Genomic DNA, 15059 nt, shown 5'->3' with positions numbered 1-15059 from the left:
GGTCGCGTCGGGGAGCCTGAATCAGGCCGGACGTCAGGCTTGTGCGACGAGCCAGTCGAGACATTGGCCGCGGTTGCCGAACCGTTGTGCCGCAGTGCGCGATTGCATGCAGAGCTGGGTGGCTGGCATTTCCACCGTCATGCCCATGCCGCCGTGCATCTGAATCACCGCGTGGCCGACCTGATCGGCCACGCCCGCACAGAACATCTTGGTCAGTACGACCCGGCGGTCGATCGCGCAGTCATCGCTGCCGGTGAAGCCTTCGATCAGCCGGGCGACCTGTCCCTTGATCCCCTCGTAGGCCACATAGCAATCCACGACGCTGTGCTGGAGTACCTGATGGACGGCCAGCGGCTTGCCGAACTGCACCCGGTCGTTGAGATACTGGATCGTCTGTTCGACCTGCGCACCGACCGCGCCCACGATCTCGACGCATGTCAGCAGTGCGCCGATCTGCAGCGCCTGGTTGACCGCGACGTTGGCGGCGGCGCCGGACAGCACGATGTCGTCCTCGTCGATCGGGAGGCCGTCAACGTCGTAATCCGCGGTCACCGCGCCGTCGATCCCGCGGAAGAGCCGGGCGCGCGCGGCCAGACGGGCACGCTCGATCAGCACCAGGGCCTGACCTTGCGTGGTCGACGCGTTGAAGATGACATGGGTTGCCGGTTCGCTTTCGTTCGAGCCGCGAATGGCGCCGCGCAGCACGTTGCCTTCGAGGCTGACCGTGGCGGCCTGGAGCGGCGTGCCCGACATCGATTGCAGCACCGGCGACACGGACGCTTCGCCGCCCAGCAGTCGTTCGAGCATCGGCGCGACCCTGGGCGCGGCGGCCGCTGCTTCGAGGAGAACCGGGGCCACCGCACAACGCTCGACCAGCGGAGCGACGTTCGGGTAACGCGAGGCTGCCTCGACGATGGCCGCGAGATCGGCGAGCGTGGCGCCGATGCCGCCGTTGTCTTCCGAAACCAGAACCGACTGCCAGCCGAGTTCGAGGGCTTGCCGCCACTTCCCCGACGCGTGGCCTTCGACGGCGTTGCCCGGCTGCGTTTCGGGCGCGGCGCCCAGACGCGCCGAAGAGTCGAACATGTCGCCACGGAACATGTTGCTCACGGTATAGCCCGCGCCCATGATCGATTTGGCGATGATGTTTTTCTGGACCTCCGTCGAGCCACCCGCTAGCGTGCGCGAACGGTAGAACAGGTAGGTATGGACGAAGTTGCGTTCGAGATTCAGTTCGTCCTCCGTCGCTGCCAGCGGCAGAAGGCGGGCTGCATACTCGGGACCGAGCACATCCATGGCGATCGACGTGACCTCCTGGCTCAGCTTCGAGCACGCCATTTTCAGCGCGGAAGACTTCGACGATTGCAGCGTGCCTGCCATGTCCTCCCTGATCGCCGACAGCAGGATCTCACGCGTCCCGTATGCGCCGGCTTCGACCTCGAGCAAGTGATCGAGCGCTTTCAGCAGCGACGGGGTAGCGCCCTGTTCCGTGATCTTGCGTTGAACCAGTTCGGTAACCTGCTGGACGTGGCGCAGCAGGCGTGGCATCAGTGCCGGGCTCAGGCGTTCGCGATCGAGCAGAAATTTGCCGTACGACCAGCCCTGGCCTTCGGCGCCGATGCGATTGAACACCGGAACCTTCACGTCCTTCAGGAACACTTCGTTGACATGGTGCCACTGGTCAATCGTGCGAATCGGACGAACTTCGATGCCCGGCGAATTCATCGGGATCAGCAGCAGGGTGATGCCTTCCTGACGCTTGCCTTTGTTGCTCGTTCGCACGAGCGTGTACATGATGTCCGCTTCCTGCGCGTGCGATGTCCAGATCTTCTGGCCGTTGACGATGTAATGCTCGCCCGCCTCGTCCAGGACTGCGGAGGTCTTCAGGGACGCGAGGTCGGAGCCGGCGCCGGGTTCCGAATAGCCCTGGCACCACCATTCCGATCCGTCGATGATCGGAGGCAGAAAGCGCGCCTTTTGCTCGTCCGTGCCGAATGCCTGGATGACGGGGCCGATATGGCCGATACCGTGGTGATACAGTTGCGGGCAATCCATTGCCGCCGTCACTTCCTCGAAGATCAGGCGCTGCATCACGTCCCATCCCGGCCCGCCGTACTCCCTGGTCCAGCCCGGCGCCGAATAGCCGAGGCCGCCCTTGGCCATCGCGGCCGTGTATCGGCTCAGGAGCGCACGGCCCAGCTTCTGGTTGGCGCGCGTGGCAGCCCGTACTTCGGCTGGGACGTTCGCTTCAATATATGCGGCGATTTCCTGGCGAAACGCCGCATAAAACGCTTCGTCCTTCACTTGATCCACTTCACTCATGATTGACTCGATTTAATCCAGATGAGGCGGCCAGACCGGTTCGGGGCGGCGCCACGGTCTCTTCAACGGCCTGGTTGATCAGCGGCCCACGTACACGGGGGCGCGTTTTTCGAGGAACGCGCGCTGCGCTTCCTTCGAGTCTTCGGTCTTTGACAGGAATTCGGTGTTGCCCTGTTCGTAGCGATAGGCCTCACGCAGCGGCATGTTCTCGGTCAGGCGCGCCGCTTCCTTTGCGAGGCGCAACGCGATGGGCGACTTCGACGCAATTTCCCGCGCGATTTCCATCGCGAACGGCAGCAGTTCTTCCTGCGTCGTGCACGCTTCCACCAGACCCAGCCGATACAGCTCGCGCCCCGTGACTTTCATGCCCGTGTAAAACATGCGGCGGGCGCGCGACTGGCCGAAAATGCGATTCAGGAACGAGACGCCCCCGGCAAGGCCGACGTTGATCTCGGGCATCGAGACGTAAGCCTCTTCCGATGCCACCCAGATGTCGGAGTTCATCACGATGCCGAAGCCGGCACCCATGGCGGGGCCATTGATCGCGGCAATGATCGGCTTCGGGCATTCACGGATCGCATAGGCCGATTCGCGGACGATACGGTGATGCCTCGCAAACGCGCCGGGCTGAGACAGATCCTTGCGGTCGCTGATGTCGGCGCCGGCCGAGAATACGGAGCCCGCGCCCGTCACGATGATGACCGACACGTCGTCACGCGCACCGAGCACGTCGAAACAGTCGATGATTTCATGGCGCATTTCGGTGTTCTGGGCATTGCGCTTTTCTGGTCGGTTGAGCGTCACGAGCGCGATCCTGTCTTTGATCTCGACCAGCAGGGTATTGAATTCCATGATGTAACGTCCTCTAGTTTGGAGTGCTGCTTATATCCGATCAGATGCGCGGAATGTTTGCCATGACAACCTGGCTCAAACCGCCGTCGATCAGGAGATCTTCGCCATTGACATAGCCGGACCGGTCGCTGGACAGGAACAGAATGGCCTGCGCCATGTCCTTCGGGGTGGCGATCCGGCCGCTGGGAACGGCCTGGTTGCGCGCCTGAAGGCGGCGTTCGTCCTGGTAGTACGCCTCGCTCATCGGAGTGCGAACCAATCCGGGGCTGACGCAATTGCTGCGAATGCCGAAAGGCGCGAGTTCGAGGCAAAGCTGCTTGGAAAGCATCAGGACGCCCGCCTTGCTCACGCTGTAAGCGATACCGTTCGGTATCGCGATGTCGCCGCCGATGGACGCAACGTGCACCATGGCGCCTCCGTGTCCCGCATCGCGCATCTGCGCGCCGAACGCCTGCGCGCAAAGGAACGCACCGGTCAGGTTGATCGACAGCAGGCGGTTCCATTCATCGGGCGATGCATCCAGCAGCGCGGTACGACCGCCGCCGCCGACGCCTGCGTTGTTGACCAGCACGTGAGCGGCGCCGAACGCGCGACGCACCGTTTCGGCGGCGCGTGCCACGGACGTAGCGTCGGAGACGTCGCAACCGATCGCGATCGCGTCGCCGCCGGCCAGCAGGATGTTGTTGACGACTTCGGTGCAGAGCGCTTCGGTCCGGTCGATGACCGCGACTTTCGCGCCTGCCGCCACCATTTGCGTGGCCGTTTCCGAGCCGATCCCGCCGGCACCGCCCGTCACGACGCACGTGCGTCCGGACAGACCCAGCCACGACATCGGATGTTCAATGTGACTCATGGCCGTGCCCCTTCCCGGATGCGAGCATTTCGTCGAGCGACATTGCGCACAACGCGGCGCCATGCATGCGCAGAGGCGCATCGATCGGAATGACCTGGAGAATGTCCCCGCGCGTCGATCCCGTTGTTCAGACCCGGTCCGTACATATGAGACGAAGCATGGCGTGCTACATCAACCCGCTCCATCATCCGGGAACCGAGCGGTCCGCGCCTTGCAGGCTGACCGGCATGATCCGCATGGCGCTCGAGAAAGTCGGGATGGAGATTCGGAACGGCATCGGTCCGCGGATGCCGATAGCCGCGTGCGGCGATGAATTCGTTCTTGATCCGCTGTCGTTCGATTGACTGCTCCATCGTCGTCTCCATGTGTCATCGGATATCTGTCGTTCAGGCGGCGATCGTCCACGACTGGCCGGTCAGAAACTGCGCCGCCGCGCCGGCCATGTAGTGAACGATGGGCCGCAACGCGTCGACCGACGTCCGCGCGTGGACGTCGAGCGAGTTGATGCGCAAACCCTGGGCACCCCATTCGCACGCCTGGGTCGCGACGAACATGCGAGCAGCCGCCTCGTCGCCGCAGGTATGCCAGTTCGTGCTTTGCGCGGGGAACAGAAGCGTCAGACTCGCGTTTCGCGTATGGGCGCGGGCAAAGCGCGTTGCCGCTTCATGCGCAGTCTTCAGGCGCTGGCCATCGGCCGCGTTCAGCACGGAAGCGTCGATAACCGCGGCGTACTTCGCATTCCGCTTGCCGGCCTGCAGCGATATCCAGTCCTGCCCGGCGTCCGGGGCGGCGCCCACGAAATCGATGGACGTTTCGGCGTTTATGGGCAGCACGTCATATTCGGCGGCGGCGCACGGGACGGAGCCGCCATAGACCGACGCCCCGCCGTCCACCGATACGGCAGACCCGGACAAGGGGCGGGCCCCCTCGCTCGCGAGGAAGAACAGAGCCTCGGCAAGTTCGACGGGTTCCGCGATACGGCCGAGGGGCGTTTTTCCGGCGGCGCGAACGGGATCGAGCCGACCCGCTTCAATCAGGCGGCGCACGAGTTCCGTGCGGACGAACCCGGGACACAGCGCGGTCACGCCAAGATCCGGTCGCGCATGGGCCAGCGCCTTCGTGAAAGCGATCACGCCGGCCTTGGTCGGCGAGTAAGCGCCACGGAACGGGATCGCATGCAGCCCGGCGCCCGACGCGACATTGACGACGCGACCATGCGGCTTGAGCTTCCGTTCCAGCGTCTGGAAAACAAGGCGAGGCGCATCCAGATTCAGACGCACCAGCGGCGCGAACTGCGCGTCCGTCATGGCCGTGAGCGGCAGTTGCATGCTGTCCGACATGCCCGCATTGTTGATGATGGCGTCGAGGTACGGCATATCGTCGACCAGGGCCGCGATTTCCACGGGATCCGTCAGGTCGGCGACGCGAATCAGGTGTGGATCGCCCGCCTGCGGCATCTCGTCGAGCAGGCGCTGCAATGCGTCGGCCTGGTGATCGACCAGCACGCAGCGCCAGCCTTCCGTGGCGAAGCGCCGCGCGCTCGCATAACCGATGCCGGATGCGGAGCCCGTGACGAGAACCGTTTTTTCGGACTGCATAGTTATATCCTCATGCATTTTCGATATCGGTCGAGAACCGGAAGCCCTCGAACTGCTTGCGCAGCGCGACCTTGTACAGCTTCCCGGTCGCGGTATGGGGGAGGGAATCCACGAACACGACATCATCGGGGAGCCACCATCTGGCGACGTGAGCGCGCATGTGATCCAGAATGTCCTGCGCGGTCACGTCGACGCCCGGGCGCTTCACGGCGACGAGCAGCGGGCGCTCCTGCCAGTGCGAGTGATGCAGACCAATGACCGCCGCCTCGGCAATCGCGGGATGGCAGAGGGCCGCGCTTTCCAGGTCCAGCGACGAAATCCACTCGCCCCCCGACTTGATCACGTCTTTCGAGCGATCCGTGATCTTGAGAAATCCGTCGGCGTTCAATGTCGCCATGTCACCGGTCGCGAACCAGCCATGCGCGTCACATCCGTCCTCCTCATGCTTGTAATAGGCACGGGAAACCCACGGGCCGCGCACTTTCAGTTGGCCGGCGGTTTGGCCATCGCGAGCAAGCGGATTGCCGTCGTCGTCGAAGATCGCGATTTCGGTACCGGGCAGCGGGCGACCGGCAAACATCTGGAGGTCGAAGCGCTCGTCAGGCGTCAAGTGCGCATGCTTGGCAAGTGGCACATTCACGGTCACGACGGGACTCGTTTCGGTCATCCCCCACGCCTGACACAGATAGGCGCCGAAATACTGCTCGAGCCTCTCGATGACGCGGCGCGGGGCCGCCGATCCGCCCGACAGCGCGCGCGTCATGACGATGTCGCGGCGGCGCCGTTCTGGATCCACGTTCTGCGCATAGTCGAGCAGCGACATCCAGACGGTAGGCACGCCACAGGAAACCGAGCACTTCTCGTCGCGGAGCATCGCGTACACATTTTCCCCGGACAGTTGCGAGCCCGGGAGAACGAGCTTGGCGCCCGCCATGGCGGACGAATGCGGGATGCCCCACCCGTTCACATGGAACATGGGGACGATCAGAAGGATGCTGTCGCGGGCGCTGATGGCGAAGCTGTCGGCCATGCAGGTGGCCATCGCATGCAGCACCGTCGAACGGTGGCTATACAGAACGCCCTTGGGATTGCCCGTGGTGCCCGACGTAAAGCACATGGACGACGCGCTGTTTTCGTCGAGTCGCGGCCACGCATACGTGTTGGGGCAAGCGGTGATCAGCGATTCATAACAGGCGAGGCCGGGAACGTCCAGGTCGGGCATCTGATCGGCGTCGCACAACGCGATGAAACCCCTGACATTCGGGCATTGCGGCGCAATCCCGGCCACCAGCCCGGCCAGGTTCACGTCGAAGAACACATGGGTGCTCCCGGAGTGATTCAGGATGTAGATGATCTGTTCGGCGAACAGGCGGGGGTTCACGGTGGTCAGGACTGCGCCGGTGCCAGAAACGCCGTAATAGAGTTCAAGGTGACGGTGGGTATTCCATGCCAGCGTCGCGACACGTTCACCGGCGCTTAAACCGAGAGACCGAATCAGATTGGCAACCTGCTTCGAGCGGCCGAGCGCGGCGAACCACGTGTAACGATGGATCCTGCCATTGCCCAGATGGGACACGATTTCCTGATCGCCGTGATAATTGGCCGCATGCTCGATCAGATCGGAGATCAGGAGCTGCCGTTGTTGCATCAGTCCGTTCATCGTCGTCCTGTTTTATCGGTCTAAAGTCTCACTCCATGAACCCGTTTGCCGGATCGGGCAAACGGAGCGCTGACGCAGGCCGGCGCAACAGCCGTCACGCGGCATGAACCGGCCGTGTGACTTCCTTCGCGAACCGAAGCGCCGGCGCCTCGCCGGCACGCTAGACGTGATCGGCGGGAATATTCTCGTCGACATCCTGTCTCGCATTCGTGTCGGACGATTGCCGCCGATACTCCCGAACGTACCGCTTACAGCCGGGACACCGCGGATTAACCACCGGGTTAATACCGATCCCGGGGCCGAAAATATTCGCGAAAGGCTGAGGTTAATGTACTACACGGAATGATCGCGATCGGCGGAGTATTGATGTCGAATCCGCAATACAGAACGAGAAATTGTGTGGGTTGTGCGATGGGTGACGGGCTGCTCATAATCCGCTTCAGCTTGAGCTCCAGCCAGTAATCGACCCACCATTACAACGGAGATGCCATCATGGAATTCGGCGTATTTCTTCTTGCGCAGCAGCGCAGCTACGCTCAGACATCGCGGAGCGTTATCCACAACACGATCGAGCAAACGGTCGTGGCCGAGCAGGCCGGCTTCGATACCGCCTGGTACGCCGAGCACCATTTCAACAACTACTCGCTGTCGCCGTCGCCGCTGATGACGATTGCGCACGCAGCGGCCAGGACGACGAAAATCCGCCTCGGCTCGGCAGTCTGCATTCTTCCGCTCTACCACCCGGCACGCCTGCTGACCGAGATCGGTCTTGCCGATACGCTATCCGAAGGACGTCTCGAGCTGGGCATCGGGTCGGGCTACCAGCAATTCGAGTTCGAGCGATTCGGCTGCAATCTCGCCAACAGCGGCGAGATCTTCCACGAGGTCTGGGACATCCTCAACAAGGGGCTCAACGAGAAGGTCTTCGAGTACAAGGGCAAGCACTTCGACATGCTGCCGACGTCGGTGGCCGTCCGCACGGTCCAGGAAAAGGTGCCCCTGTGGATCACGTCGATGAATCCGGGCACGCTGGGGCGTGCATTCAGGGAAAACGTCAATCTGTTCACGACCGTTCTGCACGGCGGCGACGACGCGCTGCGCGGCCTGCGCAGCCGTCTGGAGGGGCTCGCCGCGGAACTGGGCAAGGATCTCGACCAGACCAGGATCGGTTTCCTGCGGTGCGGCTTCGCGTCGGACAGCAAGGCCGAAGTCGATGCGTATCTGGATTCGGCACGCTGGGCCCGTCGTATCTCCGAAGCGCTGAAAGACCGACGCATGGATATGGACGACGGCTACCTGATGAAGGAAACGCCGTGCGCCGCGGACATGTCGCTCGATCAATTGCGTCAGAATTTGCCGGTCGGTTCGGTAAACGAAGTGATCGACAAGCTGCTCGCAGAAATCGAAATCCTGAAGCCGAACCATATCGCGCTTCAAACGCAGCTGGGCGACTGTGACCAGAAGACCATGCTTCGGCAGATCGAACTCTGGGGCGACAAGATCATCCCGGCGGTTCGCAAGGAACTGGCCCGCAACACCAAGCTCGCAGCGTGAAGGACCGGATGCCCGGACGATGGCCATGTGTCCACATGGGGCCGGCAGCGGTGCGATGTGCTGATTGCGCGGTCGTTTTTCGGGTGATGTTCGGCCGTTCGCCGGCTGCGGCAGGTGCGTGACCCGTTCGCGTTCACGATGCCGGGCCGGGCGCGGCAGCGCGTCATGGCGACGCGCTTCGTCCGCACTGTGCGTTCCGGCAAGCAGAGCGATTCGCGCAAAAGATCCGCAGGACGACCACCGACCATGCCGACTTGCCGAGTCAGGCGTCATGGCGGGATGGGTGTTCTGGCGCAGTCGTCGGAGAAGCTGCGCAAATAATTCGTTTAAAAAACGGTTTGAGCCGTGTTTGTTTTTGTGAGGTCGTTGTATCGGAATATAAATAAATCGACTATTCCGATCCCGCTTTATATCGCGGGCGGAATTCATCCTGTTTGATGAATAAATTAATAGAAAAATATTGGAGACACGTCAGTGAAAAAGATTTTCGCGGCTTCTGCATTGGCAACGTTCGCATTATCGGCGCACGCACAAAGTTCGATGACGCTGTACGGTATTCTCGACCAGGCCATGACATACACGAATAACACCGGCACGACGAAGGCGGACGGTACCGTTACCCCGGCCGGCTCGAAATTCGCGATGGATTCGCTGTCGGGCACGGCCGGTTCGCGCTGGGGCATCCGTGGCGACGAAGACATGGGTGGCGGGCTTCACACGATCTTTACGCTGGAATCGGGCGTCAATATGCCGACCGGCGGCTTCGGGCAAGGTGGCCTGATGTGGGGGCGCCAGATCTTCGTTGGTCTGCGCAGCGCGCAATACGGTCAGGTGACGCTGGGGCGCCAGTACGATTCGGTCTATAACTTCACGATGTTGCTCGATGCCGGCTCGCTGAACTCGAACGGCGCCGCAATGCACGCAGGCGATCTCGACAACGCGGCCATCAACCTGCGTCAGAACAATTCGATCCGCTATCTGAGCCCGACCATCAAGGGCCTGACGTTCGGCGGCGGACTGGCGATCGGCGGTGTCGCCGGTGACGTCACGCACGGCCTGCAATACAACTTCGGCGCCCAATACGATACGGGCGTGGGCCTGAAGGTCGGCGCCGCCTACGAGTTTTTCAAGAACCCGACAGGCAGTACGAGCGGCACGGGCTGGTTTACGTCGAATGGTTCGGGCACGCTGCTGAGCCACCAACTCGACGCGGGCTACACCAGCGCGCAGGCGTACCAGATTGCGATGGTCGCCGCGCAGTACACGAAAGGCCCATGGACGTTCGCCGGCTCATGGTCGAATGCCCAGTTCGGCAAGATGACGGCATTTAACGGGGCATCGGTCGCGTTCAATACGTTCGATCTGGGCGCCCAGTACATGTGGACGCCGTTCTTCTCGACGTCCGTTGGCTGGAACTACCAGACGTCGGCGGGCGTGACGCGAGCTGATGGCACGAAGGTGGGCAATCAGCATTCGAACCAGTTCTATACGCTCATTGCGTACTTCCTGTCGAAGCGCACGATGCTGTACGCCGCGGCGGGCTACCAGGACTCGCAAGGCGTGAATTCGCAGGGCGGTCGGGCTGTCGCCGATATCGACAACATCGTGGATAGCTCGACCGGCAAGCAGGTTGTCGCTCGGCTCGGCATCCGCCATAGCTTCTGAGTCGGGTATCCGCAGGGCGCGATGTGCCGGGAGATATCCGGATGTCGTGTGATGGACGGGAGCACGCCGATGATCGGAGGTCTGGACAAGGCGTCCGGCCATGCGGCGTTTATCCCGTTGCCGACGAGGCGGCCGCACGCACGAACCATTGAGGAGTGAAGCAATGTTTAGCTACGACGTCGTCGAACATGGAAAGCCGCTGCAGGTGAAACTGCGCGAAACCCCGACGCCGAAAGGCCGGGAAGTCCTGATCAAGGTCACGCATGCGGGCCTGTGCCATTCGGATATTCACCTGTGGGAAGGCTACTTCGATTTGGGCGGCGGCAAGAAGGCGATGCTGAGCGAACGTGGCCTGCGTCCGCCGCTGACGCTCGGCCATGAACCGCTGGGTACGATAGTCGCCTGTGGCGAAGACGTGAGCGAGGTCGCCGTCGGCCAGAAGAAGCTCGTGTTTCCGTGGATCGGTTGCGGAGCCTGCCGCGCATGTGAAATCGGTCGCGCGAACCTCTGCGCGAAGCCGCGCAACCTCGGCATCGCGACGCCAGGAGCATTCGCTTCGCATCTGCTGGTTCCCGACGAAAAGTATCTGGTTGACGTTGACGGGCTGGACGATGCATTCGCGGCGACGCTGGCTTGTTCGGGACTGACATCGTATGCGGCTGTGGCGAAGCTGCCGCAGCCCTGCGACGGGGACTGGGTGGCGGTGATCGGCTGCGGAGGCGTGGGCATGTCGGCCATCTCGATCCTGCGCGCTCGCGGTGTCGAGAATGTGGTCGCCTGCGACGTCGACGAAGACAAGCTTGCCGCAGCCCGCGAGCTGGGCGCCACGAAGACGCTGCGCTCGAACCACGGGCAGGCGGGGGCGGAGTTGCTCGCGCTGACCGAAGGCCGGCTGGTCGGCGCGATCGATTTCGTCGGCATGCCCGGGACCTTCGCGGTCGCGAACGCCGCTTTGTGCAAGGGCGGTATGTACGTCATCGTCGGATTGCACGGGGGCGAGTTGTCGACCCCGATGCCGCCGATTGCCCAGCGATCCCTGGCCATTGTCGGCTCGTTCGTCGGCACGCTCGACGATCTGAAGGAGACGGTCCGGCTCGCGAGGAACGGCAAGTTGCGTCCGCCTCCGCTGCATATGCGCAGTGCGAACGACATCAACGACGCACTCGAAGACCTGGGCAGCGGGCGCGTCCTCGGGCGGACGGTCCTCGATTTCTCCCACATCGAGATTGCCGGGTCGTAAGCGCGTGGCCGGCCGATATGCCGAATCCGTCCGGCATCCAGAATGCGGGAGAAGGATGTTCGCGTCGCAGGTGGCGGAAGGCCGACGTGAGCGATCCGGCAACGCGCGCGTGACCGGAACCGATGGAACGCGCCGGGAAGGACGGTCTGGAGCACGCCGTCGCGGCGGCTGTACGTGGGTGGCGGTTTCGGCACCGGGCATCGAACCGGCCGGCGCCCGATCTGCTGAATGGACGAACAGGCGCACCGGATGCCGGAGCCGGCTTCGTCCCGTGTGATGCAATGAGGAGCAACCTGATGGCTTCAGAAAAAAGAGCACTGCCGCTTGCACGCATACGCGTGCTCGATCTCTCTCGCGTGCTGGCCGGACCATGGTGTGCGATGGTGCTCGGCGACCTGGGTGCGGAGGTCATCAAGATAGAACATCCCGGGCGTGGCGACGACACGCGCGACTGGGGGCTGCGCATCGGACGCACGGAAACGGCTTATTTCAACAGCGTGAATCGCAACAAGCGCTCGCTTACGCTCGACCTGCAAACTGCGGAAGGGCAGCAGATCGCACGCGACATTGCGAAGACCTGCGATGTCGTGATTCAGAATTTCAAATTCGGCGGCGCGGAAAAACTTGGCATCGGGTACGCGCAATTGAAGCGCGAAAACGGCAAGCTCGTTTACTGCTCGATTTCCGGTTACGATCGCGCCGGCCCGGAGGCCGAGCGTCCCGGCTACGATTTGCTCGTGCAGGGCGAAGCCGGATTGATGGCACTGAATGGCGAAGCCGAGCGGCCGCCGCTCAAATTCGGGGTGGCGGCCGTCGACCTGTTCACCGGCATGTATTCGGCGCAGGCGATTCTAGCGGCCCTTTACGAACGCGAACGCACGGGCAGCGGGCGTCACATCGAAATGGCGCTGTTCGACTGCGGACTCATGATCACCGCCTACTATGGGCTCGAAGCCCTCGTGGCGGGCGAGGATCCGCCGCGTTTCGGCAACGAGCATCCGTCCATCGTACCGTATGGCGTGTTCGACGCCGCGGACGGCCCGCTCGTGGTCGCCGTTGGCAATAACGGTCAGTACGAACGCTTTTGCCGCGACGTCCTGCTGCGGCCCGATCTGGCCGATGATGCGCGTTTCAGGACCAATATCCTGCGCTCGCAGAACCGCGCGGCACTGCTGCCCGAAGTGCGCCGGGCCCTAGCCGCCGAAACGCGCGCTACGCTGCTCGACAAACTCGCGGGCGCGGGCATTCCATGCGGCGAGGTGGCGGGGCTGCGCGAAGCGCTGCTGTCCGAGCGTGCGACGCAAGCGGGGCTCCTGACCATGCAGGCTCACCCCCATACCGAATCGGGCACTACCCCTGTGCTGGCGCCGCCCTGGCGTTTCGACGGCGAGCGCATGCCCGTGCGGCACGCGCCGCCGCAACTGGGCGAGGGCACGCGCGATGTCCTGCAACACGTGCTCGGCTATAGCGACGCGCGTATCGCCGAACTGGCCGGACGGGGCGTGGTGTAAGCCCGCCCGCCTGGAACCTTGCTGCGCCAGCGTAGCGCCGCATGGCGCTGCCCGTTTTCTTGTGCCGCATCCTTGCGGGTGCGATGCGCGAACGTCACGCTTGCGGCGCCCCCCCCCCGGCCGCGTTTCATCGTGCAGGTGCGTCGGCTGCTGCACGACTAACGGTTTCTTCCCATGCGCAGTCGTCCACGACGATCCTTCTTGCGTATTGCGATGCCCGGCCGGGACAGCCGTCGGCGGCCGTCAACACGCGCTTTTTCCGGCAGATCCGGGATCCGACAGCGGATGCGAGCGCATCGATAACAGCAACGCGCGCCGATCCAGCGACAACATCGCTTTCCTCTGCGCCAGATGGTTTCTTGCACCGACCGTGCCCCGATCATGGCGTCATCCAGAACGACGCACGACGATTGCCGCGACAGGCGGCGGGAAAGCGAAGATCGATACCGGCGGCGAGCCGGTGCGACTCTGGGAAAGCGGCGAAATGCGCGGTGAATTGATGTCGAATTCTTAATACAGACCGCCAGTTTTTTGGATTGGTCCGGCCTGCCGCCCGGCTTAGAATCGATTCACCAACAACTCGTTTTCGTCGTCGCTGATGACGATCGAGCTGTCCGGCAGTCAATACGACCAGCATGCCTCTATATCACGCGGCACCGCGCGACGCGCGGGCGCGGGACGAACTGTCGGTGTCGGCTGGGTTAATCGGTAGTCGAGAAATACGGAGACCCGCAATGCGTCTGCATATGACCAACATTGGCGCGATTACGCTGATTGCACCGTCGCATTTCAAGCAATTCGAGATCCTCGTAGACGAGCAGCCCGGCGCACTGCTGGATCGCGCGATTGCGCGCGTCGGCCAGCGCGCCGATGAAGAACACATCTGGGTCAATCCGCAAGTCATTCGGTTCCTGTCCGGCAAGGCCGGCGATGCGGAATGGGAAGCCGGGTTTGAAGCGATGGTGGGTTTCGCCAGGAAGTACAACTGGGTCAACGAAGCAGGCCTGATTCGCGCGCACATGGTGCGCAATGCCGGCTCGGCGGGCAGTTCGGTGGAAGACTTCAAGGCAGCCATGCGTATGCTGGCGGCGGGCGTATCCGCGATCACGACGGGAGACGTTGCCCAGCCGAGCGGCATGGTGGTCTCCAGCCTGACGGCGATTTCGGCGGACCCTCCGCTGGTTGGTTTTTTCGTGCACCGCGATTCATCGATGCTCGAGCCGCTGAATACGCACGGGAAATTCGTGGCCAATATCCTGGGCCACGCGCATCAGGACGTGGTGACGAAGTTCCTGAAGATGCCGCAGGGCTGTGCGCGATTTGCCGACGGACAGTGGGAGGCGGGGCTGGACGGCCTTCCGATCCTGGTCGATGCATTGGCCATTGTCGAGTGCGAGGTCATCCAGACCACGACGCTGGGCACGCACGAGATGTTCGTGGGCAAGATCCGCAAGGCCACCACCGACGATGCAGGCTCGCCGCTGGTGAACTTCAATGCAGGGATTCGCTGTTTGGCGCAGTAAGTGGAAATTCCGATGTTTGCATACGACAGCAGTATCGATACGGCTTCGCAATGGACTGACACGATCGCGGGACGTGTGCGCGCCGTGCCCGTATCGGCATGGGGGAGCCCGCGGGATTATGGGGTCGACCTGTACGGTTATTTCGGTGACGACGGTGCGGAGCCGGTGAATTTCCGGGTGCAGGGAAGTCCCGACTCATGACCATCCCGTTCATTTAAAAACCCTTTTGGATGCGAGTCCAGGAGGGTTTTTTCGTTACGAGCTCATCGCTTCGGTTGCCG

13 protein-coding genes are annotated in these 15059 nt (G+C 62.8%); 7 read left to right on the top strand and 6 right to left on the bottom strand.

The window, feature by feature from the left end:
• Positions 1-33: 33 nt before the first annotated feature.
• The 3 genes from WS75_RS33355 to WS75_RS06840 all read right to left on the bottom strand — a co-directional run bounded on the left by WS75_RS33355 (position 34) and on the right by WS75_RS06840 (position 4027).
• The gene (locus WS75_RS33355; protein WP_156429723.1) at positions 34-2322 is read right to left on the bottom strand and encodes an acyl-CoA dehydrogenase family protein; all 2289 of its coding nucleotides are present in this window, start codon (positions 2320-2322) and stop codon (positions 34-36) included.
• 78 nt (positions 2323-2400) lie between these two features.
• The gene (locus WS75_RS06845; RefSeq protein ID WP_059679801.1) at positions 2401-3174 is read right to left on the bottom strand and encodes an enoyl-CoA hydratase/isomerase family protein; all 774 of its coding nucleotides are present in this window, start codon (positions 3172-3174) and stop codon (positions 2401-2403) included.
• A gap of 40 nt (positions 3175-3214) precedes the next feature.
• Positions 3215-4027 (bottom strand): SDR family NAD(P)-dependent oxidoreductase, encoded by an 813-nt coding sequence (locus WS75_RS06840; RefSeq protein ID WP_059679800.1) that lies wholly within the window; start codon positions 4025-4027, stop codon positions 3215-3217.
• 158 nt (positions 4028-4185) lie between these two features.
• Here WS75_RS06840 and WS75_RS06835 point away from each other — a divergent pair, with 158 nt between their 5' ends.
• The gene (locus WS75_RS06835) at positions 4186-4371 is read left to right on the top strand and encodes a hypothetical protein (protein WP_059679799.1); all 186 of its coding nucleotides are present in this window, start codon (positions 4186-4188) and stop codon (positions 4369-4371) included.
• A gap of 42 nt (positions 4372-4413) precedes the next feature.
• Here WS75_RS06835 and WS75_RS06830 read toward each other — a convergent pair whose 3' ends face one another.
• Entirely contained in the window at positions 4414-5625 is a 1212-nt protein-coding gene (locus WS75_RS06830) for an SDR family NAD(P)-dependent oxidoreductase (protein ID WP_059679797.1), read from the bottom strand.
• Between the two features lie 10 nt (positions 5626-5635).
• A complete protein-coding gene (locus WS75_RS06825) occupies positions 5636-7285 on the bottom strand; it encodes a long-chain fatty acid--CoA ligase (RefSeq protein WP_059679795.1) in 1650 nt (549 codons plus the stop codon).
• Between the two features lie 492 nt (positions 7286-7777).
• Here WS75_RS06825 and WS75_RS06820 point away from each other — a divergent pair, with 492 nt between their 5' ends.
• From WS75_RS06820 to WS75_RS06805, 4 genes are all read left to right on the top strand, one after another.
• On the top strand, positions 7778-8839 hold the full coding sequence (locus tag WS75_RS06820; protein ID WP_059679793.1) for an LLM class flavin-dependent oxidoreductase: 1062 nt from the start codon (positions 7778-7780) through the stop codon (positions 8837-8839).
• Between the two features lie 474 nt (positions 8840-9313).
• Entirely contained in the window at positions 9314-10504 is a 1191-nt protein-coding gene (locus tag WS75_RS06815; RefSeq protein WP_082729521.1) for a porin, read from the top strand.
• A 163-nt stretch (positions 10505-10667) separates the two neighbouring features.
• Entirely contained in the window at positions 10668-11744 is a 1077-nt protein-coding gene (locus WS75_RS06810) for an alcohol dehydrogenase (protein ID WP_059679789.1), read from the top strand.
• 296 nt (positions 11745-12040) lie between these two features.
• Complete coding sequence (locus WS75_RS06805) at positions 12041-13255, top strand: CaiB/BaiF CoA transferase family protein (protein ID WP_059679787.1); 1215 nt, start codon at positions 12041-12043, stop codon at positions 13253-13255.
• A gap of 379 nt (positions 13256-13634) precedes the next feature.
• Here the strand turns inward: WS75_RS06805 and WS75_RS33350 are convergent, their stop codons facing one another.
• Positions 13635-13892 (bottom strand): hypothetical protein, encoded by a 258-nt coding sequence (locus tag WS75_RS33350; protein ID WP_156429722.1) that lies wholly within the window; start codon positions 13890-13892, stop codon positions 13635-13637.
• A gap of 97 nt (positions 13893-13989) precedes the next feature.
• Between WS75_RS33350 and WS75_RS06800 the strand changes: the two genes are divergently transcribed.
• A complete protein-coding gene (locus tag WS75_RS06800; protein WP_059679785.1) occupies positions 13990-14778 on the top strand; it encodes a flavin reductase family protein in 789 nt (262 codons plus the stop codon).
• A 12-nt stretch (positions 14779-14790) separates the two neighbouring features.
• Complete coding sequence (locus WS75_RS33345; RefSeq protein WP_156429721.1) at positions 14791-14979, top strand: hypothetical protein; 189 nt, start codon at positions 14791-14793, stop codon at positions 14977-14979.
• Positions 14980-15059 lie beyond the last annotated feature (80 nt).

Source organism: Burkholderia sp. FL-7-2-10-S1-D7 (assembly GCF_001524185.1).
Taxonomy (GTDB): domain Bacteria; phylum Pseudomonadota; class Gammaproteobacteria; order Burkholderiales; family Burkholderiaceae; genus Burkholderia; species Burkholderia diffusa.
Note: the sequence above shows the minus strand (reverse complement) of the source record. Positions and strands in the feature narration are given on the sequence as shown.